This window comes from Ruegeria sp. BHSA191, assembly GCF_059613325.1.
Window position 1 is genome coordinate 1 of record NZ_JBXWSH010000022.1, and the last position, 20818, is coordinate 20818.

General features: G+C 56.5%; 20 protein-coding genes and 4 pseudogenes. 12 read left to right on the forward strand and 12 right to left on the reverse strand.

Translation table 11 applies throughout. The features are described from left to right. Positions 1-220 precede the first annotated feature (220 nt). Positions 221-1441 (reverse strand): APC family permease, encoded by a 1221-nt coding sequence (locus tag AC2FNS_RS16820; protein ID WP_496710975.1) that lies wholly within the window; start codon positions 1439-1441, stop codon positions 221-223. A 437-nt stretch (positions 1442-1878) separates the two neighbouring features. Here AC2FNS_RS16820 and AC2FNS_RS16825 point away from each other — a divergent pair, with 437 nt between their 5' ends. Both AC2FNS_RS16825 and AC2FNS_RS16830 read left to right on the forward strand, forming a co-directional pair. Beyond that, positions 1879-3483: a Na/Pi cotransporter family protein gene (locus AC2FNS_RS16825; protein WP_496797571.1), complete on the forward strand. Its 1605-nt coding sequence runs from the start codon at positions 1879-1881 to the stop codon at positions 3481-3483. Positions 3484-3787: 304 nt separating this feature from the next. Next, complete coding sequence (locus AC2FNS_RS16830) at positions 3788-4051, forward strand: hypothetical protein (RefSeq protein WP_496797569.1); 264 nt, start codon at positions 3788-3790, stop codon at positions 4049-4051. Here AC2FNS_RS16830 and AC2FNS_RS16835 read toward each other — a convergent pair whose 3' ends face one another. Then, positions 4052-5224, reverse strand: a complete 1173-nt coding sequence (locus tag AC2FNS_RS16835) for a cation:proton antiporter (RefSeq protein ID WP_496710972.1) — start codon at positions 5222-5224, stop codon at positions 4052-4054. 200 nt (positions 5225-5424) lie between these two features. Between AC2FNS_RS16835 and AC2FNS_RS16840 the strand changes: the two genes are divergently transcribed. From AC2FNS_RS16840 to AC2FNS_RS16870, 7 genes and pseudogenes are all read left to right on the forward strand, one after another. After that, positions 5425-5874, forward strand: coding sequence for a phasin family protein (locus tag AC2FNS_RS16840; RefSeq protein WP_496710971.1), 450 nt, complete (start codon positions 5425-5427; stop codon positions 5872-5874). A gap of 57 nt (positions 5875-5931) precedes the next feature. Then, on the forward strand, positions 5932-6339 hold the full coding sequence (locus AC2FNS_RS16845; protein WP_496710970.1) for a universal stress protein: 408 nt from the start codon (positions 5932-5934) through the stop codon (positions 6337-6339). A 53-nt stretch (positions 6340-6392) separates the two neighbouring features. Next, positions 6393-7103: pseudogene (locus AC2FNS_RS16850) on the forward strand (IS6 family transposase); the annotation flags it as partial. Between the two features lie 333 nt (positions 7104-7436). Then, positions 7437-7952 carry a DUF805 domain-containing protein gene (locus AC2FNS_RS16855; RefSeq protein WP_496710969.1) on the forward strand — a complete coding sequence of 172 codons (516 nt, stop codon included), beginning with the start codon at positions 7437-7439 and terminating at the stop codon, positions 7950-7952. A gap of 71 nt (positions 7953-8023) precedes the next feature. Beyond that, positions 8024-8794, forward strand: coding sequence for a hypothetical protein (locus tag AC2FNS_RS16860; RefSeq protein WP_496683499.1), 771 nt, complete (start codon positions 8024-8026; stop codon positions 8792-8794). Beyond that, on the forward strand, positions 8778-9314 hold the full coding sequence (locus tag AC2FNS_RS16865; RefSeq protein ID WP_496710968.1) for a hypothetical protein: 537 nt from the start codon (positions 8778-8780) through the stop codon (positions 9312-9314). The genes AC2FNS_RS16860 and AC2FNS_RS16865 overlap by 17 nt, the downstream gene beginning before the upstream one ends. A 105-nt stretch (positions 9315-9419) precedes the next feature. After that, positions 9420-10126 (forward strand): annotated as a pseudogene (locus AC2FNS_RS16870) (IS6 family transposase). Positions 10127-10302: 176 nt separating this feature from the next. Here the strand turns inward: AC2FNS_RS16870 and AC2FNS_RS16875 are convergent. The 4 genes from AC2FNS_RS16875 to ectA all read right to left on the reverse strand — a co-directional run bounded on the left by AC2FNS_RS16875 (position 10303) and on the right by ectA (position 14052). Next, entirely contained in the window at positions 10303-11739 is a 1437-nt protein-coding gene (locus AC2FNS_RS16875; protein WP_496710967.1) for an aspartate kinase, read from the reverse strand. 32 nt (positions 11740-11771) lie between these two features. After that, positions 11772-12164, reverse strand: coding sequence for an ectoine synthase (locus AC2FNS_RS16880; protein ID WP_496710966.1), 393 nt, complete (start codon positions 12162-12164; stop codon positions 11772-11774). A gap of 4 nt (positions 12165-12168) precedes the next feature. Continuing rightward, complete coding sequence (ectB, locus tag AC2FNS_RS16885; RefSeq protein WP_496710965.1) at positions 12169-13458, reverse strand: diaminobutyrate--2-oxoglutarate transaminase; 1290 nt, start codon at positions 13456-13458, stop codon at positions 12169-12171. 63 nt (positions 13459-13521) lie between these two features. Further along, positions 13522-14052, reverse strand: a complete 531-nt coding sequence (ectA, locus tag AC2FNS_RS16890) for a diaminobutyrate acetyltransferase (protein WP_496683490.1) — start codon at positions 14050-14052, stop codon at positions 13522-13524. A 209-nt stretch (positions 14053-14261) separates the two neighbouring features. On the opposite strand from ectA, the gene AC2FNS_RS16895 reads away from it, so the two are divergent. Then, the gene (locus AC2FNS_RS16895; RefSeq protein WP_496710964.1) at positions 14262-14738 is read left to right on the forward strand and encodes a MarR family winged helix-turn-helix transcriptional regulator; all 477 of its coding nucleotides are present in this window, start codon (positions 14262-14264) and stop codon (positions 14736-14738) included. An 81-nt stretch (positions 14739-14819) separates the two neighbouring features. Here AC2FNS_RS16895 and argE read toward each other — a convergent pair. The 4 genes and pseudogenes from argE to AC2FNS_RS16915 form a co-directional block, all read right to left on the reverse strand. Then, positions 14820-15984, reverse strand: a pseudogene (gene argE / locus AC2FNS_RS16900) (acetylornithine deacetylase). A 3-nt stretch (positions 15985-15987) separates the two neighbouring features. Further along, positions 15988-17172, reverse strand: a pseudogene (locus tag AC2FNS_RS16905) (M24 family metallopeptidase). 10 nt (positions 17173-17182) lie between these two features. Further along, a complete protein-coding gene (locus tag AC2FNS_RS16910) occupies positions 17183-18556 on the reverse strand; it encodes an aspartate aminotransferase family protein (RefSeq protein WP_496710963.1) in 1374 nt (457 codons plus the stop codon). Positions 18557-19268: 712 nt separating this feature from the next. Further along, positions 19269-19472, reverse strand: a complete 204-nt coding sequence (locus tag AC2FNS_RS16915) for a hypothetical protein (RefSeq protein ID WP_496710981.1) — start codon at positions 19470-19472, stop codon at positions 19269-19271. Here AC2FNS_RS16915 and AC2FNS_RS16920 point away from each other — a divergent pair. Together AC2FNS_RS16920 and AC2FNS_RS16925 are read left to right on the forward strand one after the other, a co-directional pair. Continuing rightward, complete coding sequence (locus AC2FNS_RS16920) at positions 19404-19616, forward strand: DUF2254 family protein (protein WP_496727656.1); 213 nt, start codon at positions 19404-19406, stop codon at positions 19614-19616. The two genes, AC2FNS_RS16915 and AC2FNS_RS16920, sit on opposite strands and share 69 nt — an antisense overlap. Beyond that, positions 19613-19903, forward strand: coding sequence for a hypothetical protein (locus AC2FNS_RS16925; protein ID WP_496775417.1), 291 nt, complete (start codon positions 19613-19615; stop codon positions 19901-19903). Before AC2FNS_RS16920 ends, AC2FNS_RS16925 begins: the two co-directional genes overlap by 4 nt. A 23-nt stretch (positions 19904-19926) precedes the next feature. Here the strand turns inward: AC2FNS_RS16925 and AC2FNS_RS16930 are convergent, their stop codons facing one another. Together AC2FNS_RS16930 and AC2FNS_RS16935 are read right to left on the reverse strand one after the other, a co-directional pair. Continuing rightward, positions 19927-20286 (reverse strand): sll1863 family stress response protein, encoded by a 360-nt coding sequence (locus AC2FNS_RS16930; protein ID WP_496795418.1) that lies wholly within the window; start codon positions 20284-20286, stop codon positions 19927-19929. After that, on the reverse strand, positions 20256-20756 hold the full coding sequence (locus tag AC2FNS_RS16935; protein ID WP_496710960.1) for a Dps family protein: 501 nt from the start codon (positions 20754-20756) through the stop codon (positions 20256-20258). The genes AC2FNS_RS16930 and AC2FNS_RS16935 overlap by 31 nt, the downstream gene beginning before the upstream one ends. Positions 20757-20818 lie beyond the last annotated feature (62 nt).

Sequence of the window (20818 nt, forward strand, 5' to 3'; positions counted from 1 at the left end):
TTCGCCGCCGTTCACGCCTCAGTTCTAAACTTGTTCAACTCAGAGCGCAGCCTGTCTTCTAGAACAAATTTCAATCTTAACAGCGCTGCCGCTATCGCAGAGTGGCGCGGTCTCTGCGCCGAATAAAGTGTAGGCATCCTGCCCTTTGTGAGACTGGTTCGCACTAGTCTGCCAGCACCGCCATGGCAGCTCGTTGAGGCCTTTGGGTTGTTTTGTCTAGTTAGAGAAATCCAGATCCAAAAAGCAATGCACTGGTGATCACCCCCAGGATCGGTACCACAAGAGGAACGCGAAAATGCTTGGGGGCCTCGTCCGGCTGCATCTTCAGCAGGATAAGCGAAATGTTGACGAGCACAAAGACGCCCAGAACGATCTGGGATGTGCGCTGTGCCAAAGTACCAATCGGTGTAGTTTGAGTCAGCAGAACGATGATCGCTACAACCAGCAAAGTAGCTACAACCGGTGTCTGCGTTGCCTTAGGGACTATCGCCAGAACCTTCGGCAAATGGTCACGGTCTGCTAGTCCGTAGATCACCCGCGAGGCCATAATCATCTGGATCAGTACTCCATTGACTGTCGCCACAATCGCGACCGCGGAAAAGCCCTGTTTTATCACCTCGGGGGCGTTTGAAAACACAAGCGCGAGGGGTGCTGTGGATGTCGAGAGAACATCGATCGGAACAACAAGTAGAACCGTCATTGAGGTTCCCAGATACAACACCGTCGCCAGAACGAGGGTTAGTAAAATCGCTTTTGGGATGGTGCGCACGGGGTCTTTGACCTCTTCCGCAACATTGGCCATGTCTTCGAAGCCAACAAATGCAAAGAAGGCTAGAAGTGATGCCGCGAAAATGCCTCTCCACGCGTCGAGTTCAAGTGGCGGAAGCATCGAACTGATCCCGTATCCCTGCGGATCCTGAACCGACATGCCCCAGCCAATCACAAAGAGAAGGCCTGCGATCTCGATGATCGTGATGACAGCCGCAACAAAGACAGATTCAGTGATCCCCCAAAGCGCGATTAGACCCATGATCAGAACGACGCTGATGGTCAAAACAGGAATCGCAAAACCGGTCAAAGCATGAAGGTATGATGCTGCGCCAATTGCAACGGCAGAAGCGGAGATAACGCCCGAGGCTGCCACCGCAAACCCAACGAAAACCGCCATCCATCTTTTCTGAAATCCCGCCTCAACATAGGCTGCTTCACCTGCGCTGACAGGAAATCGAGTTGCGAGTTCCGCATAGGAAAGCGCGGTGAGTGATACGACGAGCGCGGCTACAACGAACGACAACGCCGCAAACGGTCCGGCAATGTCTGCTGTTGCACCGACTAAAACGTAAATGCCCGCTCCGACCGTTACCCCAAGGCCATAAAGCGTGAGCAACGGGGTAGTAAGGGCCCGTCTGAGTTTCTGTTCGTTTGGATCAACAGAGTTCATAGGTGGTTTCCGCCAACTGCCCATTCCGAACGTCGTCAGTGGCGTCCTTCTCTTTTTATTTCGATTGGCGCAGCGGCTTGATCCTATGGTCAAAGCCGCACCGAATGCCTTGTGTCTCAACGTTTGGGCGCATTGGGCGCCAATCGACTAACTGGGGGCTCGCCATCACTCTTGCCGAGCCCCCGTGGGTGGAACCTCCACTTCTTCAAAATTCCGTTCACCTTTGTGTTTACTTGGGGACAGGACGGTGAACGTAGAATATGTTGAAACATTCGAATTTCACTATGCAATTCGTGTTGGTTCTTTGATCTATGTCAATCAACTCGCGGCGTCGGGTCTGCGAGGCTGAACGCAAACCAACTGACTTTTGTCGTCGGATTTAAAGGCAAAGCAAACATGCTAGGCGGTGTGAGACTTAGGGTGGAAAGCAATTCGTGATGTTCTGGAACCTGTCACCGGCCTTAGGCGGCATCGGCCTGTTCCTTGTCGGCATGCTGTTGATGACCGACGGTTTGAAGGCTTTGGCAGGGGCGAAATTGCGAGACATTTTGGGCCGGTTCACGTCGACACCGTTTACCGGGGCCGTAACAGGCGCGGTCACGACAGCTGCAATCCAGTCTTCCAGTGCGACCACCGTTGCGGCCGTCGGATTTGTCGCGTCTGGTCTGCTCACGTTTCCCCAAGCGCTTGGGATCATCTTTGGGGCCAATATCGGAACGACCATGACAGGTTGGCTCGTCGCGCTCTTGGGGTTCAGGCTAGACTTGGGACAAGTGATGTTGCCAGTTGTTTTTATTGGGGCTTTGTTGGCGCTTTCGGGAAGAAAAGCGGTTTCCGGCCTTGGGCTGGCGTTGGCCGGGTTCAGTTTGATTTTCATTGGTATCGAGCAGCTCAAGTCCGGGCTTGAGGCGTTTCGTGGCGTAGTTACTCCTGCCGATTTTCCGCCAGATACACTGCTAGGCAGGCTGAAGCTTGTATTGATCGGCGTCCTGATAACGATGGTGACGCAGTCTTCGAGCGCTGGCGTTGCGACAGCATTGGCTGCGTTGAGCGCTGGTGCAGTGAACTTCCCTCAAGCGGCGGCGCTCGTCATTGGAATGGACGTGGGGACAACTTTCACCGCTGTTCTAGCCACCTTTGGTGGGGGCACGATGGCTCGTCGAACCGGTTTTGCTCATGTGATCTACAACGTGATGACAGGAGTAATGGCATTTTTTTTGCTGGGGCCATTTACTTCGGTCTTTGTAAGCGGGGTGGGGGCAGGAAATTCTCTGACTGCGCTTGTCGCGTTCCATAGTTTCTTCAACGCCATAGGCGTGGCGCTGATCTTGCCCTTCGCCAAACCCTTTGCCAGATTTGTCGAGGCGCTCGTACCCGACCGAGGTGCTGAGTTAACGAGATCTCTGGATCCGCTTGTCCTTGGGACGCCGGAAATAGCTGTGGATGCAGCAAAAGCTGCAGTCGAACAAATTGTTAGGGCCGAAGTAGCGCACCTTCGGTTATGTATGGGGGCATCTGAGCCAAACGGAATCAACTTTGGGCGGGACAGCATTGAGACTGCTATATCCGAAGCGCGCTCGTATCTAGATAAGATAGAACTGTCCAGCAGGTCCGACGTAGAGTTATCCAGCATCAAGGGTATGTACCATATCCTCGATCATCTCGATCGGTTGCTTTACCGGTGTAGCCAAGATGATCGGATAAGCGAGTTGCCGAAAGACCCGCGCTTGAAACGGCTTGCTTCAGTGGTGATTGCGGCGACTGATGGCTATTCGGAAATCGACAATCCAGCGCAGTGTGAAGTCACGCTGAATCGCGTTCGCCGTTTTCTGCGACGACAGAGGAAACTTCGCAGAGAGTTGCTCATCTCCGATGCTGCGACTGACACGCTGCCGGACGACGTGGTCTGGGCTCGTTTGGATGCCCTCAGATGGTTACATCGCGTGTCTTATCACCTTTGGCGAATTCGTTGGCATTTGAACGCATTAGAAGGAGTGCCGTCTGGGCGCGAGGGTGGTAAGGTCAATGACGAAGTGGCGTAGTTGGAGGTCTGCCTGGATTAGATTGGGCGTGTGCTCAAACGCTATTCGACTGAAACGCCAATGTTCGTGCTGGTGCGGACAACATGAGCAAGGTCAAAGACGTTCCTTAGCTATACTGTTTAATGAGATCTTCATTAGTGGCAGCGATTTGGAGGAGAATATGCAGGTTTATCGAGGGATTTTACTGGCACTGTTAGTCACTGGGCCTGCACTAGCACAGGAGGTCAGCGTCAGTGCGGGAAGTGATTTGTACCGGACGTATTGCTGGCAATGTCACGGTTTCGAAGCGACCGGAGACGGGCCAATGGCCGAAATGTTGGCTATTCGAACACCCGACCTTACCAAATTGGCGGGCGAAAACGACGGTGTGTTTCCGATAGTTCGCATAGCTGAACAGATTGATGGTCGTTCACAATTGCTCGCCCATGGGGGCGAAATGCCAATCTTTGGCGCGGTGTTTGAGACAGACCAAAAAATCGCGGTGGCTATACCTAATGGGCAATCTATGATTGTAGGCCTGCCGTTGGCGAATTTGCTCGCCTTTCTTGAATCGATCCAGTCTGAATAGTCACTGACCAATCTGCTCATCCGTGTCAGCCGTTCGTCTGATTGACATGAGAGTCAACGGCGGCCCCAACACCTCGAAGGCCACAGTACTGGCTAGAGTAAAGGCCATGATCAACGCGGCCCAATGCGGAAATTGCTCTCCGGCTACAAGGGCCATTCCTACCGCGACACCGGCCTGTGGTAACAAGGCGGTACCGTACCAGCGGGTTTGACGGCGAGGCAGGCCGCCCAGTATTGCTCCGCAGTAACCTCCGACAAGTCGGGCCACGGCACGCAAGAATAGGAAAAGAGCACCAGCCCAGCCCATCAAGCCGAAGGCTTCAATTTCCAACGTGGCGCCAGCCAACAGGAAGAACAGAATCATGAACGGCCACTGAATGTGCTCGATCTCATGAAAAGCATGGTCGTGATGGCGGGCAAGATTCCCGATAACTGCGCCCGCAACCATGCCTGCTACCAAGAAGGAAACCTCCAGCCAAAGCGCGAGGCCCGCTGTAAGAAAGACTATGCCCACTGCTTCTGCCTGCGTTGGCTCCCCCGGTTTCAAGCGGCCGGTCAGGTAAGCGGATGGCACGCCTAGTGCGCAACCCAGCAAAATAGCCCCTCCGAAATCCCACATCGCTGTGGTCGTGACAGTGGCCCAACCGTCCGAATGACCGGCCAGAACCAAGGCGATGCTGAAAACAATCAGACCCCAAGCGTCATCAATTGCGACAACGCCCTTTAATGTCTCGGTGAAGCTGTTGGACACCCCAGATTGTTTGATCACGTCTGTCATGGCGGCCGGAGCTGTAGCCGTAGCAATCGCCGCCAACACTAACGCCAACCCGAAGGGTACGCCGATTGCGGTCAGTCCAGCAGGCACAATAACAAGGGTTGCAACCACGATTGAAATCGAAATCGTCAGAATGGCTCGGCCATGCCGTACCAGGTTCTCGTATGTCAAAGATCCTCCCAGAAGGAACGCGACCATCGTCAAGGCCACAATCGATATCTCGTCGAACCACATTGCGACGTCGAGTGGGATCAACCCCATTCCGGCGTTCCCGGCGATCAGACCGAGGAAAAGTAAGGTTGTAACACGAGGAAAATGCGTGGCCCGGCCAAGTTGGTCGGCCGCCAATCCGGCAAGGAAGAGGATACCAAGGGTAATCAGAAAGCCGGCAATGTGCATAGAAAACCAAGCGTTAAGTTCTTGTCTAGACTACTCTAACTCCAACACTGCCCTCTAGGAACCGATGTCGGAGAGAATGTGAGTGTCCTGTCGCGGTCTAAGCCGAGAGTTCTAAAGATAAGCGTAATTGATCTGTATTAAGGCGAAAGCATGCCGCAGGTGGCACAATAGCTTATTCAGGAAATGAGGAGGAATTTTCGATGCCGAGAAAGAAATCTAGCACAAATAGCCCGACCTCAGTTGTGGATGTTTTCAAGCAAATGCAGCCGCCCATGTCCGGCAATCCGGCCTTCGGTGCCCAGATCGAACAGTTTTGGGACGCACAAGAAAAATTGCTCGAAGAAACAGAGGCCTTTGCACAGCATTGGTTCGAACGGCGTCATGAGGCGGTCCGGACGGCTCTAAAAGCTGCACGAAATGTGTCTTCCGCGAACCCGTCCGATCCCACCAAAGCCCTTCAGAGCATGGCGGAGTGGCAGCGCCATTCGGCGGAGCGGTTGGTTGCTGACATTCAGGAATGGTTCGAAACCGTGTCGCGTTGTGCATCTTATGTCGCTGAAACCGAAGCTGAAGCTGTTGAGAAAACAGTTGATGAGGTTGTAGCCGCTACAAAGAGCGCGGGGAAATCGTCAAAGTCTGAGCCTGTTTAGGTTTCCTGCTGCCGAGGAACCAAACTGGAATCACCGGAGCAGTAGGTAGGCGGTCAAATGTACAAGAATATCCTGATCCCGGTTGCTCTGGACCAAGAACACGACACACAAGCGTCGTTTGAAGCCGCGCGCCAATTGGCTGATGCGGACGCTGTATTCACCGTGATACACGTCCAAGAACCAATTCCGGCGTATGTAGCGTCTCAGATTCCCAGCGAAGTACTTGCCAATACGCGGCATGAAATCTTGGAAAACCTGCATCAAACTGCTTCTGAAATTCCAGGCGCGAAGGTTCGGCTCATCTCTGGTCACGCGGGTAGGGCTATTGTCGACTGCGCAAATGAGAGCGACGCGGATTGCATCATCTTGGCTTCGCACAAGCCTGGTTTTGAGGACGTTTTCTTAGGTTCCACTGCGTACAGAGTCGTGCATCACGCCAAGTGCTCGGTTCATGTAATTCGTTGAGCGGTCTTGTCAGAAGAACTTTGCTTGAGTGGGGCGGGGGTGTTGCGTAGCTTTTGCCCAGGACCAGACCTGCCTCCTTCAAATACTTTAGAACCAGTCCCGAGATCATCCACCTTGCAGTGATGCTGTACATTCGTTTCCCGCTCTCGCTTCGGAATGTCGAAGATTTGTTGCACGAGCGAGGCATCGACGTGAGCCACGAAACTGTCCGGTATTGGTGGAACAGGTTTGGCCCTATGTTTGCTGCTGAGATCGGAAGAAAGCGTGTTCAGCAATTGAGAGCCTACACCAAATGGAAGTGGCACGTGGACGAGGTTTTCGTGAAGGTGAATGGCAAGAGAAACTACCTCTGGCGGGCCGTTGGTCGTGACGGCGAAGTGCTGGAAGCAATCGTTACCAAACGCCGAAACAAGGCTGCAGCACTGAAATTCCTCAAGAAATTGATGAAGCGGCACGGTTGCGCCGAGGAGGTCGTCACAGATCGATTCCCTTCCTACAAGGCTGCGTTCAAAGAAATGGGCGCGCTCGAAAAACAACAGACGGGCAGGTGGCTTAACAACCGAGTCGAGAATTCACACCTTCCTTTTCGACGTCGTGAACGCGCCATGCAACCTTTCAGGCGCATGCGAAGTTCACAGAAATTCGCCGCCGTCCACGCCTCAATTGACAACCTGTTCAATTTGGAAAGAAGCCTTCACCCACGACCCAATTTTAAACTCAACCGTGCCGCTGCTCTTTCTGAGTGGCGCAGTCTCGGCACGGCAAAACGGGCAGTGTCGCTGTCGTTGTGGAGACTAATTCGAATTCGTCTGGCAGCACCTTCAGGCCGCCAGCACTCACTCAAACGGCTGGAAGGGCTCGGCAAAGCGAGCAGCAACAACAACGGAGGCAAAATGAAAGTTGTGCCGAATCCGCATGTTTGAACCTAATTTTTCGTAAATCAACACTTTTTCCGCGCGTAGATTTCTCTACGCTCTCGTATGATAGACTTCTGGTTTTAAACAAAAAGGTAGGTGGGAACACCCATAGGTGCGAGTGTGTTCTCCTGAGCGGCGAAGCGATTTGAGGCTGCTTGGAAACGAAGAAAGGAGTGAAAAATGGGATTTGGTGAAGCCGTTAAAACGTGTTTCTCGAAATACTTCCAGTTCTCCGGTCGGGCTATACGCTCAGAATACTGGTGGTTCTTCTTGTTTGTGGTTCTCGTGAGTGCTGCTTTGGCTGTGTTGGATACGATCCTATTCGGGACCGACCCCGAAACAGGGCAGGGATCTCGGGTTCTGTCCTCTGTTTTCCAACTGGCCGTTCTCATACCTATGCTGGCCGCCGGTTGGAGAAGGCTGCATGATACAGGACGACCTGGCTGGTACTTGCTGCTGCCGATGGCGCTCAGCATTACATCGCTATTTGTTATGCTGGGTGGGGTGGCGTTCTTCTCGGTATTGGAGCAAGGGACGGAAAACCCCGATGCATTGCGGGGACCCGCGGCAGTCTTGGGTGCGACCGGTATTGTTGTTGTCTCAATTCTTCAATTGGTTCTGTCCATCCTGATGATCTGGTGGCTGACGCGACCTTCCCAAGAAGGCGCAAACGACTACGGCGAACCTGCTTCCTGATCTGGTTGCCCAGGTAACGGGCCGGATCCCTGCTGAATGACTGCGCGAAACGTAACACCATGGAGAGAAAAATGAGGTTCAAAACGGTTTCCATTGGAGCGTTGATGATGGCAATGGCGACCACAGCATCGGCGGAGTGGTCGTTCAACTCCGGGCCTAATCCCAATGCGTTTATTCAGACCGGAAACATGACGCTGGAGCTTCAGTGTGACCGTATCCGTTTTGCTCCGGCTGGATATGAGGACAGCCAGGACATTGTGCAGAAGCAAGGGCTTTCCATTCGGTTTTTGAAGAACGGCACCACCGAAGTTGGGGCATTCCAGGTTGGCGCAGAAAACGCGGCTTTGCAGATCGTAGACAACTATCCCGTCGAGGTCAGTTTCAAGAGTCAGCAGGACTACGGTTTTGTATTGGACCAGCTTGCAGCCAATGCATCGGTTAACCTGTCTATGATTGATCAAGATATCAGCTATGGAATCTTTGACTTGAAAGGTTCCGGTGCTGCAATTCGGTCCCTTCGTTCCGTGTGCGACTCAGATACCAGCCAGGGGGGTTCCTACGAAGCACCCGAAGGCATCGTCTATTGTGGTGGCGGAGCGATAAAACGCCAGATCGAATATGTAATTCTGGACAATCCGGAGGGGGAGTGGGACGCGCGAGTAACAGTAAACGGCGAGTCGATCAGAGCCATGACGGCCTACAGTTACTTCGGAAACTCTGTGCCGCCCGCCGGATTTGTCGTCGCCCTGCTTGGGGAGGACAGGTCCGAGTTTCTGATTTTTAACGAAGGCTCGGCAAACTGGCTGGAATATGGGGACTACAAGTATGATCAGTGCAATTGATACCTCCTTCCAACCAGCTTCCCAAATAGCGCGTCAGATGAAATGTTTGGTCGCCGGGATTGTGCTCGCTTCGGGCCTTGTTTGGGCCTCACCATCTGTCGCGGCTGATGTTTCGCAACTTCCGCCCGGTTTGCAGACGAAGGTTGATCTGGCGGCACAAGCCTGCGCGGAGTTCAATGACGGTCAGTTTGACATAGCTTGGGGCGCCGTTGAAAGGGTCGATCTCGACGGAGATCTACAACGCGACTGGGTTCTAAATGAGTCTGGTTTTGCGTGTTCGAGCGCCGCATCTCTTTACTGCGGAACAGGCGGATGCATGTCGCACTTTTGGGTTGGCGAAGCGGTGCACTCCTTGCTCAACCAAGGCTGGACGGTCGTTGACTTCGGGCGTCAACGCATTGTTATTGCGGATGTCCACGGAACCAATTGTGACGGAATAAACCCGACGCCTTGCGCAACAGCCAGCGTTTGGGATGGCGAAGCCAAGACTTGGCGCTCGTCTGCTGGCGATTGGGAGTAAAATGCATTTTGGACACCGCAAAAAAGCCTGAGAGCCTGTTTGTTCGATGGACACTGTCAGACAAATCAGCTTGAGACGGGCAGGGCGGGTTTGTAGCTTCCGTCAATGACTAAACGCTTTCCTTTCAAGTACTTTAAGACCAGCCCCGAGATAATCCGCCTGGCGGTCATGCTGTACGTTCGGTTTCTTCTTTCGTTGCGCAACGTCGAGGATCTGCTGCATGAACGCGGCATCGACGTGAGCCACGAAGCTGTGCGGTTCTGGTGGCATCGGTTCGGGCCATTGTTCGCTGCCGAAATCCGGAAGCGCCGGATCGAGGGCATGTGTTCAAGCAAGTGGCGCTGGCATCTTGACGGGATGTTAGTGAAGATTAAAGGCGAAGGGCACTACCTTTGGCGGGCTGTAGATCATGAGGGCGAGGTTCGGGAAAGCTTCGTTTCGAAGAGGCGTGACAAAACGGCAGCGCTGAAATTTCTCAAGAAAGCAATGCTCAAGCACGGCCGACCCGAGACCATCGTTACCGATCGGCTCAGATCCTACGGCGCTGCCTTGAAGGAAATCGGTGCTGGCCTTCTCCAAAAAAAACCGGTCGTTGGTTGAACAACCGTGCCGAGCATTCACACCTGCCCTTCCGACGGCGAGAGCGGGCGATGTTGCGCTTCCGGCGGATGCGAAGTTTGCAGAAATTCGCATCTGTCTACACTTCGGTCTACAACCTGTTCAACTTGGAGCGCAGCCTCTACTCCAGAACAAATTTCAAGCTGAACCGCGCCGCCGCAATTGCCGAATGGCGCGGTCTCTGTGCCGAATAAGGGGCAGCGATCCTGCCCTTGTAGAAACGAGTTAGAATTTTTCTGACACCACCCAAGACCAAATTTCAGGCTGACCCGCGCTGCTGCCCTCGCCGAGCGGCGCGGTCTCTGCGTTGAACAAGGAACAGCGATCCTGCCCTCGTAGATAGGAGTTCCAATTGGTCTGGCAGCACCCCTCATGCGGCTTCATCAAGCTTGGTGGTTTCAGTTGATCCGATCAAGTTGGAATGAAGCGCCTTGATCGCATCTTCGACGGCATCCCGGGGCACGACGAACTGAATGTCGACATTGCGCGTTGTCTGGTGCGCGGCGATCACGTCGATGCCTGCGTCCTCTAGCGCCCGCAACCCGGCGCTGAAACAGCCAAGCCCGGACAGATCGCGCCCGATCGCCGATACGATCGCGACCGAGCGGGCATTGATGTCGGCCGACGGGAAGGCGCGTTCCATGTCGGCGATCACCCGCCGCACCGTCTTCAGCGAAGCTTCGACGTAATGCGTGATCGTGTTGGCGTTCGAGGTTTTCGACGCAATGCGCACCTTGTGGCGTTTCAACGCCTCGAGTGCTGCGCTGTCATAGCCTTTGACGCCCACCATGTCCTGCTCGAATAGCTCCAGCGCCACAACGTCCAAGCCAGTGATGATCTCGACCGCCGGTTGCTGGGCGGGCTGATCGTCGATCAGCGTGCCGGGATCGGCCGGGTCGAACGCGTTGGTGACACGCAGGGCGACATTGGATTGGCGCAGGATCTTTGCGGCGTTGGGGTGGATGGCTTCCATCCCCATGTTCGACAGCTGGTCGGCGACATCGTAGTTCGTGTGCCCCAGCTTGCGCACGGCGTCCGCCCCCACGAGGACCGGGTCGGCCGAGGACAGGTGGAACTCCTTGTGGATGATCGCCTCGGTCGCCATGGTCAGGGCCGCGATGTTCGAGAACGTGACCTCGGAATACCCCCGGTCATATTCGCGCATCAACCCTTCGCGGCACTGCGCGTAACCGGTGACGATGGGCAGTTCGCGGGTCAGGTCCACATCGGCCAGGGCGCACGAAATCCGCTCTTCCAGCGAATATTCGGTTTCGTCGCGCCAGCCGCTGAGATCGACGAACCGCGCATTCACCCCGGCGCGCCGCAGCATCAGCGTGGTGACGAAGGCAGAATGCGCCTCGCCCAGCCCGGCCAGCAACTCGCGCACGATCATCATCTGGCTGGACAGGCGGAAATGTCCGTACGAGCACAGGCGCCGCAGGTCGAACAGGCAGCTGCGGGCGCCCTCAATACGGTCGCGCACGAAATCTTCGGCCAAGGCGCGGTCGCCTTGATTGTCCAGAACCGCGTTGTGGGCCTGGGACATCGCGTCGGCCACGCGGGTCAGCGCGCCCAGCCAGCCGTGATCGCTGTCGTCATTGGCAAACAGGGCGTAGACGCCCGGCTCGCCCGATTTTTTGTGTTCGAGCAGCATGTTAGTGATGCCGCCAAAGGCCGAGACCACAAGGACTCGGCGGTACAAGTCCGCGCCCTTGCGGTCGCCGATGATCAGCGTATCGCGCAGTTCGCGGACACGGCTCATCGATGTGCCGCCGATCTTCTCGACGGTGTGTTCAGGAAAAGTCACGGATGTTTCACCCGGCGCACGCCGGGGCCTCTTTAGGTGGATTCCAATGCGTAAGAGCCGTCTTCGCGGTGCACTTCCTTGCCGGTGACCGGCGGATTGAATACGCAGGCCATGACCAACTCTTCGTTGGCGCGCAGGATGTGACGGTCATGTTTGTCCAGCGCATACATGACGCCAGGCCGGATGTGGTAGGTCTCGCCGGTAGCGACGTCCGTGATCGAGCCGGATCCCTGCATGCAATAGACGCTTTCAAAATGGTTCTTGTATTCGAACGTGTGCTCGGAGCCTTCCTCGAGAAAAGTGATGTGGAAGGAAAATCCCATCCCGTCCTGGGCCAGCAGCATCCGCACCGATGACCACTGCGCATCCGAGACGACCCGATCGGGGTCATTTTTGATGATGTCGTTGAAATCGCGTACAATCATGATCTTACTCCGCCGCCATTTTCTTGGTTTCCATCGCGTCCCGCGTGGCATCCAGCAGGATCGTAAGCCCGCGCCGGAAGGTCTCGTCGGGGGTCGTCAGCGGCGCCAGCACCTTGACCACTTGATCCTCGCTGCCCGAGGTTTCGATGATCAGGCCCCGGTCGAACGCGCGGCTGCAAATATCGGCCGCCAGATCGCCGGACTGGACATCGACGCCCAGCATCATGCCGCGCCCCTTGAGCCGGGCGCCGGGCACCAGCGCGGCTACTTCGGCCAGGGCCGAGGTCAGGATCCGCGCCTTGGCGTCGATCTGTTTGCGGAACGTGTCATCCGACCAGTATTTCTCGATCGCCACGCGGGCGGTGACGAAGGCATGGGTGTTTCCACGGAACGTGCCATTGTGTTCGGCCGGACCGAACAGGTCGTATTCCGGCCGCACCAGCATCAGGGCCATCGGCAGGCCAAAGCCTGACACCGATTTTGCCAGAGTCACGATATCGGGGGTGATGCCCATATCCTCGAACGAGAAGAACCCGCCGGTCCGGCCGCAGCCGGCTTGGATATCGTCGATGATCAGCAAGGCACCATGTTCCCGGGCCAGCGCCGCCACGCGTTTCACCCATTCCGGGCTGGCCGCGTTCAGACCGCCTTCGCCCTGAACGGTTTCCAGCAGAATGGCCGCCGGGGCGTCGATCCCGCTGGAGCTGTCTTTCAGCATGGCCTCGAGGAAATCGGCGGCATCGTGATCGCCCGGAAAAAATCCGTCATAGGGCATCCGGGTCACGCCGTTCAGCGTGGTGCCTGCGCCTTCGCGGTGATACGCGTTTCCGGTGGTGGCCAAGGCGCCCATTGTCACGCCGTGAAAGCCGTTGGTGAATGCGATGATATTGTTCCGGCCCGTCGCCTTGCGCGCCAGTTTCAACGCCGCCTCAACCGCGTTTGCGCCGGTCGGGCCGGTGAACATCACCTTGTGATCCATGCCGCGCGGCTTGAGGATATGGCGCTCGAACGCCTCCAGAAACTCGGCCTTGGCATCGGTGTGCAGGTCCAAGCCGTGGGCCAGACCGTCCGAGGTGATGTGTTCGATCAGCGCGACCTTCATATCGGTGTCGTTGTGGCCGTAGTTCAGTGACGAACAGCCGGACAGAAAATCGATATAGGTTTTGCCCTCGGCGTCGGTCAGTTCGGACCCCTGCGCCCGGGTAAAGATGGTGTCAAAGCTGCGGCAATAGCTGCGCGCCTTGGATTCACGACGTTTGAATACAGTTGCTTCGGCTGACGTTTCAGTCGGCATATCAAGTCCTTTTGGGATTGGAAGGGGATAAAGGGGCAGGCGCCACATCTGGTCGCGCCCCGGTCAGGCCGCCAGTTTCGCGGCCTGAGGCAGGTCGATCGTGATCATGAATTCGGTGCTGTGACGATCTTTGAAATGCTGGGCCTGAGTGAAATAGGGCTGGCTTTTCAGGATCGCATCGCGGGATTTCGAGAACTTGCGGAACAGCGCCCACGAGGCCGCGTTGTCGCGGGTGATGGTGGTCTGCAGGCTGGTCACATCGCGGCAGGCATCGCGCTGCAGCAGTGCGCTCAGCATCACCGTGCCCAAACCGAGTCCGCGCGCCCTTTCGGCCACGGCGACCTGCCAGACGAACACAGTTTCGAGGTCGTAGGGCAGGATATAAGCGGACACCCAGCCGACGATCTCACCGTCCAGCTCGGCCACCACGCATGTGTCCTTGAAGTGTTCGCATTGAAGCAGGTTGCAGTACATCGAGTTCTCATCGAGCGGCTTGCACGCCCGCACCAGTTCCCAGATGGCCACGCCGTCTTCGGCGGCGGGCTGACGGATCTGAGGGGTTGGCTTCTTGAACAACTCTCTTGCGTGCTTCATGGATCTCACTGCCTTTCTATTACTTTGAAAAGCTAAGTAACAGTGCGCATCGCGAAATTCAACCCAGCCTTAGATTTTTAAAAGTATGGCAAAAAGCAGAAGTTCTTTAGCTAACATCAGGTCGAGTGGCGAAATGTGTTTCGACCTTCGAATAAAAATTGCTCAGGCCGGATATTGAATATTCATGCCGGCTCTGCCAGTAATCAGTGATGGACCGTATCGATGCCAGCCTTGTTGCCTTGCGCCGCATTCTGCGCGCCACCGACCTGTTCGGGCGGGAACTGGCCCAATCCGTGGGGCTGACCGCCGCCCAGTTCCGGGTTCTGCAGATCGTGGCCGAGACCGGCCAATGCACGGCTACCGCCATCTCGCAGCGCATGCGCATTTCGCAAGCGACCGTGACCTCGCTGGTCGACAAGCTGGTCCGTCATGACATGGTGAAGCGAGTAAAGTCGCAGACCGACCGGCGGCAGACCAACATCGTGATTACCGAGAAGGGCAAGCAGGCAATCGCTCAGGCACCGGACCCGCTGCAGCAACGGTTCGTGAGAAAGTTCGACGCCCTAGAGGATTGGGAGCAAGCCGCATTGATCGCCGCGCTTGAACGTGTCGCTGCGATGTTGGATGCCGAGGATATAGACGCGGCGCCCGTTCTGGACACCGGTGAATCGCTGACTTTATCATAGCGCCAGACTGTCAAATGCACCCGACGCGTGGAGCCTGAACTCCGGTTCGGCGCACGGCTTTCGGTGCCGACAGCAACGTCGTCAGTCGGCCCCACCTGTCGCGAAGGCCTGATTTACCTTTTCCAAAAGCTCTAGACATTTCGACAACTGATCGACGAAAAGAAACTCATCTGCCTTGTGGGCCTGCTCGATGCTGCCGGGGCCGCAGACCACCACGTCCATTCCAAGCTGTTGAAAGATTCCGGCTTCGGTTCCGAAGGGCACAAGATCTGCCGAATTGGCTCCGGTCAGCCTTGACAAGAGGCGCCTCGCCTCGTTGCCCTCAACCGGGACCAACCCGGCAACCTCGCCGATGATTTCGGTTTCGATGCGGGCTTACGGGTACACCGCCCGCATGGCAGGCAGCAGCGTATCGCTGCAATACTCGGCCATCGCCTGTTTGACGAAATCCGCATCCGAGGGCTGAACCGGCCGCATTTCCCACGCGACCTGTGCCTTTGGCGGGATGACATTGTGCGTGCTGCCACCATGCAGCGCGCCGACATTCAAAGTCGTCCAAGGCGGATCAAAGCGACTGTCTTCAGGCGCCATGGATTTCAGTTGCTCGCGCAACTCCAGAAGTCGCGCCACATAGCGCACGACATATTCCACGGCATTCACGCCAAGATCCGGGGCCGATCCGTGCCCTTCGAGCCCCTGAAACCGGGTCGTGTATTCGTAGCAGCCCTTGTGGCCTTCGATCACTCGCATCATCGTCGGCTCACCGATGATGGCTATCGCTGGGCGCCGTCCACGCCTGGCCAGAAGGCGCATCAGGTCTGCGCGCCGACGCAGCCGGTTTCCACGTCGTAGGTAAAGGCAAAGTGGATCGGCGCCTTGCGGGGCGTCCGGGCGAATTGCGGCGCCATGGCAAGGGTTGCGGCGACGAAACCCTTCATGTCAGAGGTTCCGCGCCCGTACAGACGCCCATCGCGTTCAACCAGTTCAAAGGGGTTCGAAGACCAGTCCTGGTCCGTGACAGGAACCACATCGCAGTGTCCGGACATGACCAGCCCGCCATCGAAATCCGGGCCAAGCGTGGCGACAGATTGGCCTTCAGGCTGGTGGGGTCGTGAAAGATCTCAACCTGCGCACCGCACCCTTCCAGATAATTCGCGATGTATCCGATCATCGCCAGATTGCTGTCGACCGAAACCGTGGGAAAGGCGATCAGGTCGCTCAGAATGCGCTTGGTTTCTTCAAGCATGGATCAGGTCTTTACGAATAGCTTGCGGTCGATGCTGCACAGCGGTTCAGCCGCGCCGGTGTCCCGGATCAGGATGGTTTCGGTCGTCTCCAACCCCCAACTCTCCATCCAGAGCGCCGGCATGAAATGAAACACCATGCCCGGCTCCAGAACCGTTTCATCTTCGCTGCGGATCGAAGCCGTGCGTTCGCCCCAGTCGGGCGGATAGCTAAGGCCGACGGGATAGCCCATGCGCCCCGACCGTTCGATGCCGTGTTTTTCCAGAACACTCATGAAGGCATTGGCGATGTCACAGGTGCGGTTTCCCGCGCGCGCGACCTCCAAGCCCGCGGTAATACCTTCAAGCTGCGCTTCTTCGGCGCGCAGCATGTCATCGGATGGCTGGCCCAGAAACACCGTCCGCGACAGCGGGGCGTGATAGCGGCGGTAGCACCCCGAGAGTTCGAAAAAGGTTGCCTCACCCTCGCACATAGGGGCGCCGTTCCAGTTCAGATGGGCTGCGGTTGCGTCAAGGCCGGATGGTGTCAGCGGAACGATGGCCGGATAGTCGCCCTAGTCCTCGCCGATCCCGGTGATGCCGGCATGTATGATGTCCGCCACAAGGTCGTTCTTGCGCACACCGGGCGCGGCGCGGTCGATCGCGGTCTGGATCACCTTGTCGGTGATCCGCGCCGCCTTGCGGATAAAGGCGATTTCATCGTCGGACTTGACCAACCTTTGCCAGTTCACAAGCGCAGTGGCGTCCTGAAACTCGGCGTCTGGCAGTTCTGCGACCAGAACCGAATGCGACTTGGCCGAGTAATAGTAGTTCTCCATCTCGACGCCGATCCGGGCTTTGTCCAAACCGCGCGCTCTGAAATGGACCGCGAGATCCTGCATCGGGTGGACGTCGGTCGATTGAACGAAATAGTCGGCATATCCAAGGATGTTGTCATGCTGCATCCAGCAGGTGCGGCGCCCACCCATCATGTCCATGTAGCGCCCCCACCAGATCGGTTCGCCCTCCATCGTCAGAACTACGCCCTGATGGACATAGAAGGACCAGCCGTCATAGCCCGTGAGCCAGGCCTGGTTGGACGGATCGGTGACAAAGATTGCATCCAATCCCGCCCGCGCCATGGCGGCGCGGGTTTTGGCCAAGCGGCGCTGATATTCCGCTTGGCTGAATGGTGCGTTGGCAAGCGACATGGACGCCTCCTCAACCCAGAACCGCTCGGACCGCGCGCGCGGTCGCTGCGACGATCCGGTCCGCCTCGTCCCGTGTCAGGCAGAAGGGTGGCGCAAAGCCCAGAATGTCACCCTGCGGCATGGCGCGGGCAATGATGCTGTCCTGCTCCAGCAATTTGGCGGCAATCTGGGGGCCGATCTTTGCATCAGCATCAAAGAAGGTACGGCTTGCCTTGTCGGCCACGAACTCGACCGCACACAGCATGCCCTCGCCGCGCACCTCGCCGACGTTGGGATGATCCCCCAACGCGTCCTGAATGGCCGCATTCAGGTATGCCCCTACGGTTCCGGCGTTTTCGACCAGACCGAGGTCCTCCAGCAGCTTCAGGTTGGCAACCCCGGCCGCCGCGCCAATCGGATGGGCAGAGTAGGTCCAGCCGTGGCCGATCGGGCCGTTTTCGTCAGTGCCCTGTTCCAGAACTTTCCACATTTTGTCGGATACGATGGAACCCGATAGCGGTGCATAGGCCGAAGTCAGCCCTTTGGCGATCGTGATCAGATCCGGGCGCAGTCCGTAATGCTCGGAGCCGAACATCGTGCCCAGCCGGCCAAATCCCGTGACGACCTCATCTGCGACCAGCAGAATGTCGTGCTTTTCAAGCACCGCCTGAATGGCTTCCCAGTACCTGGCAGGAGGTGGAACGATCCCGCCCGTGCCCAGTACCGGCTCGCCGACAAAGGCGGCGATCGTGTCAGGGCCTTCGCGATCGATCAGCGCCTCCAGCTCGGCCACGCAATAGGCAACGAACCCGGCTTCGTCCTGCGCCGGGTCGGGGCGGCGGAAATAGTAGGGCGCCTCGGTATGAATCACCTGGGCCAGCGGCAGATCGAACTTGTTGTGAAACAGCTCAAGCCCGGTAAGCGAACCGGTCATGAGACCCGACCCATGATAGCCCCGCCAGCGCGAGATGATCTTCTTTTTCTCGGGCCGCCCAAGGATGTTGTTGTAGTACCAGATCAGCTTGATGTTGGTTTCATTTGCGTCCGAACCGGACAGGCCGAAATACACTTTCGACATATGCGCGGGCGCGCGGTCGAGGATCATTTTGGACAGGGTGATCGAGGCCTCGGTCCCGTGGCCGACATAGGCATGGAAATAGGCAAGCTCCTGAGCTTGATCGGCAATGGCCTCGGCGATCTCGGGTCTGCCATAGCCCACATTCACGCAATACAACCCGGCAAAGGCATCTAGCAGACGGTTGCCGTCGCGGTCCTCGATATGGCAGCCTGTGCCGCCGGTCACCACCCGATGAGGCAGGTTGCCTCGTGCGAATTCCGCCAGATGCGTCGATGGGTGGAAAAAGTTCTCGCGGTCCCACTGTTCAAGTTGGTCATTGTGAAGCATGGCTTACCCTACGTGCTCAGGCGGCGCGCCGCCGGTTGTCATGAAAGGAGCCGTTTGCACGCATTGAACCGAAACGGTTCAACCTGAGCAGACTGGCTCCGCTCACCCCAACAGCAGCGCGCAATGCCTTTATTGCCAGGGCGACGCGATGGAAGCACGAAACAGCGCAAGCCGCAATTGAAATTGGCATCCCCTTCAGTGTCTGCTCGGTCGCCTTTGAGACGCCTCTTTCACCGCTGTAGTTCGAACCGGGATCTTGTCAGAGCAAATCGTTCTGAAAGCCTGATGTCGGTTCGGTTGTGGATCTCGGCGGCGCTATGGTAATTCTTTCTACTTGCAGAAAAAAAATTGTGTCCTCCGGTTGCCCAAGAGGGTGGGCAAGGGGGGCGGTTGCGAGTCGTCTGGCAATGCCTCAATCAGGACGATGGCACATTTCTTTTACCATGACTTGACACGACGGCCTTTGCAGACGTGCAAGCCGATGAAGCCCGGCGTCACATTACCTATTGCGGAGGCGGAATCTTCGTCACTGTTGATGCTTTCGGACTGTTTCAATTGGGGCACGACCATGTGGCTGTCTATGAGAACTCGATGAGCGAATGGGGCCCGACGAAAATCTGCCGATGGAGACAGGTCAACACCGTGCAATGCCGTGATGTTCCTGATGGGTGACGCCATCCCCAACTCCGCGACAGCCGTTGTCTCGGACCGGTCAGGATACATTCAGCACATCGATGTCGGAATGCTGGAAGAATGTGCCGCTGCCAAGAATGGCCGTGTCTAGGTCATGGTGCTCCCGGGCACATTCGTTCCTGAAAACCAGGCACTGGCTAGCACTTCCGGCAAGCTGGATGAGGAACGGGTAAGGAATGCTTTTCTGGTCGGAGCAGAGCGCAGCTTCGATCAGGACCCGCATTTCAGTCTCCAGGTCCTTTTTGAAATTGCCCAACGGGCGCTGTCACCAGGGATCAACGATCCGACGACCGCAATTTCCAGCATGGGACGGCTGCTGCGGTTGTTGTTGCCCTTGACCTCCGAAACATCCTCGCCAGGAAATTGAGTTGCATTCACGTTGGCGTTCCGCCGATCGCGGCAGCGAGTTTGTTGAAAGACGCATTCGACGCCATCGCACTGAATGCCGGCGACAAGTTCGAAGTTCATCTGTTCCAGCAATCGGCTTTGTGGCGACTGGCGCATAGCCAAGAGACCGAAGTGGCAGTGGCTGCCCGCGAGGCATCTGCTCGCGCACTGGCCTTCTCGGATCGTGACTTGGCATTTAAAGAAGACCGGGACCGCGTTCTTGCCGCGGCCCCGGATATGGCTTCGAGGATTAGCTCCAATCGTTGAACGCCTGAACCGTTCCGGCTCTATCAGAAGCGGGTTGCCGCCTTCTGGATCGCCTCTTGAATTTCTTTCCATGCCTTCTCTGATCCGAGCCGGACATCATCCCAAGCGTTGTCGCTGGATTTTTGAACCTTGTCGATTTGCTCTTTCGCCTCGCCACGCTTGCTGCGGATCTTCTTCAATTGATCCTCGTATTCCATCTCGGCGTCGGCCTCTGCCTTCTTCCAGCGCGCCTCGAGTTCCTCGATCTGCGCATCCCAACGGTCCAGTTGTGCTTTTGCTGCTTGAATGAATTCTTTGCGTGTGGTCATCGCTTTGTCCTTCACCTGTAAGAAAAACTTTACACATACTTCTTTTAGGCAGTCGCGATGGCCTTCAGCATCCATACCGCCTCTTCGTGTTTTGCCATTCTAGTGTTCATGAGATCTTCCGTGGCCCCGTCGCCGTGACGTGATGCAAGAGCAGCAGTCTCTCTCAACCTGCGCGCCAGCGACTCATTATCGTAGATCAACTGTTCCATCATGCCATGCGCGTCCCTGATCGTTTCTTCTTCGGTCAAATGCGCTTGGCTGACCATGTCTGTGACGGACAAGGGAGCGATCTGACCCAGGGCTCGAATACGCTCGGCCAATGCGTCGATGGCCTCGAACAAGTCGCGGTACAGTCTCTCGGTCAATTCGTGGATCGGTACGAACAAGGGGCCGACCACGTTCCAATGGTACCCTTGCGTCTTTATCATCAACAGAACGCTGTCACACAGAACCTCGGTGACTGCGTTTGATATCCACTCATTCTTGTCGATACCGGTATCATGCATTTCGTTCTGGGGTTCGGTTTTCAGAACTTGCTGTGTCATTCTTTTCCCTTTCCCTATTTCGGTCATTCACGACAACTAGGGTTGCGATAGAGAAAAATCAA

Excerpts from the sequence above, each read along its gene's own strand:
- AC2FNS_RS16820 (WP_496710975.1), bottom strand. The coding sequence starts at position 1,441 with ATGAACTCTGTTGATCCAAACGAACAGAAACTCAGACGGGCCCTTACT.
- AC2FNS_RS16825 (WP_496797571.1), top strand. The coding sequence starts at position 1,879 with ATGTTCTGGAACCTGTCACCGGCCTTAGGCGGCATCGGCCTGTTCCTT.
- AC2FNS_RS16830 (WP_496797569.1), top strand. The coding sequence starts at position 3,788 with ATGGCCGAAATGTTGGCTATTCGAACACCCGACCTTACCAAATTGGCG.
- AC2FNS_RS16835 (WP_496710972.1), bottom strand. The coding sequence starts at position 5,224 with ATGCACATTGCCGGCTTTCTGATTACCCTTGGTATCCTCTTCCTTGCC.
- AC2FNS_RS16840 (WP_496710971.1), top strand. The coding sequence starts at position 5,425 with ATGCCGAGAAAGAAATCTAGCACAAATAGCCCGACCTCAGTTGTGGAT.
- AC2FNS_RS16845 (WP_496710970.1), top strand. The coding sequence starts at position 5,932 with ATGTACAAGAATATCCTGATCCCGGTTGCTCTGGACCAAGAACACGAC.
- AC2FNS_RS16855 (WP_496710969.1), top strand. The coding sequence starts at position 7,437 with ATGGGATTTGGTGAAGCCGTTAAAACGTGTTTCTCGAAATACTTCCAG.
- AC2FNS_RS16860 (WP_496683499.1), top strand. The coding sequence starts at position 8,024 with ATGAGGTTCAAAACGGTTTCCATTGGAGCGTTGATGATGGCAATGGCG.
- AC2FNS_RS16865 (WP_496710968.1), top strand. The coding sequence starts at position 8,778 with ATGATCAGTGCAATTGATACCTCCTTCCAACCAGCTTCCCAAATAGCG.
- AC2FNS_RS16880 (WP_496710966.1), bottom strand. The coding sequence starts at position 12,164 with ATGATTGTACGCGATTTCAACGACATCATCAAAAATGACCCCGATCGG.
- ectB (WP_496710965.1), bottom strand. The coding sequence starts at position 13,458 with ATGCCGACTGAAACGTCAGCCGAAGCAACTGTATTCAAACGTCGTGAA.
- ectA (WP_496683490.1), bottom strand. The coding sequence starts at position 14,052 with ATGAAGCACGCAAGAGAGTTGTTCAAGAAGCCAACCCCTCAGATCCGT.
- AC2FNS_RS16895 (WP_496710964.1), top strand. The coding sequence starts at position 14,262 with ATGGACCGTATCGATGCCAGCCTTGTTGCCTTGCGCCGCATTCTGCGC.
- AC2FNS_RS16910 (WP_496710963.1), bottom strand. The coding sequence starts at position 18,556 with ATGCTTCACAATGACCAACTTGAACAGTGGGACCGCGAGAACTTTTTC.
- AC2FNS_RS16915 (WP_496710981.1), bottom strand. The coding sequence starts at position 19,472 with ATGCGGGTCCTGATCGAAGCTGCGCTCTGCTCCGACCAGAAAAGCATT.
- AC2FNS_RS16930 (WP_496795418.1), bottom strand. The coding sequence starts at position 20,286 with ATGGATGCTGAAGGCCATCGCGACTGCCTAAAAGAAGTATGTGTAAAG.
- AC2FNS_RS16935 (WP_496710960.1), bottom strand. The coding sequence starts at position 20,756 with ATGACACAGCAAGTTCTGAAAACCGAACCCCAGAACGAAATGCATGAT.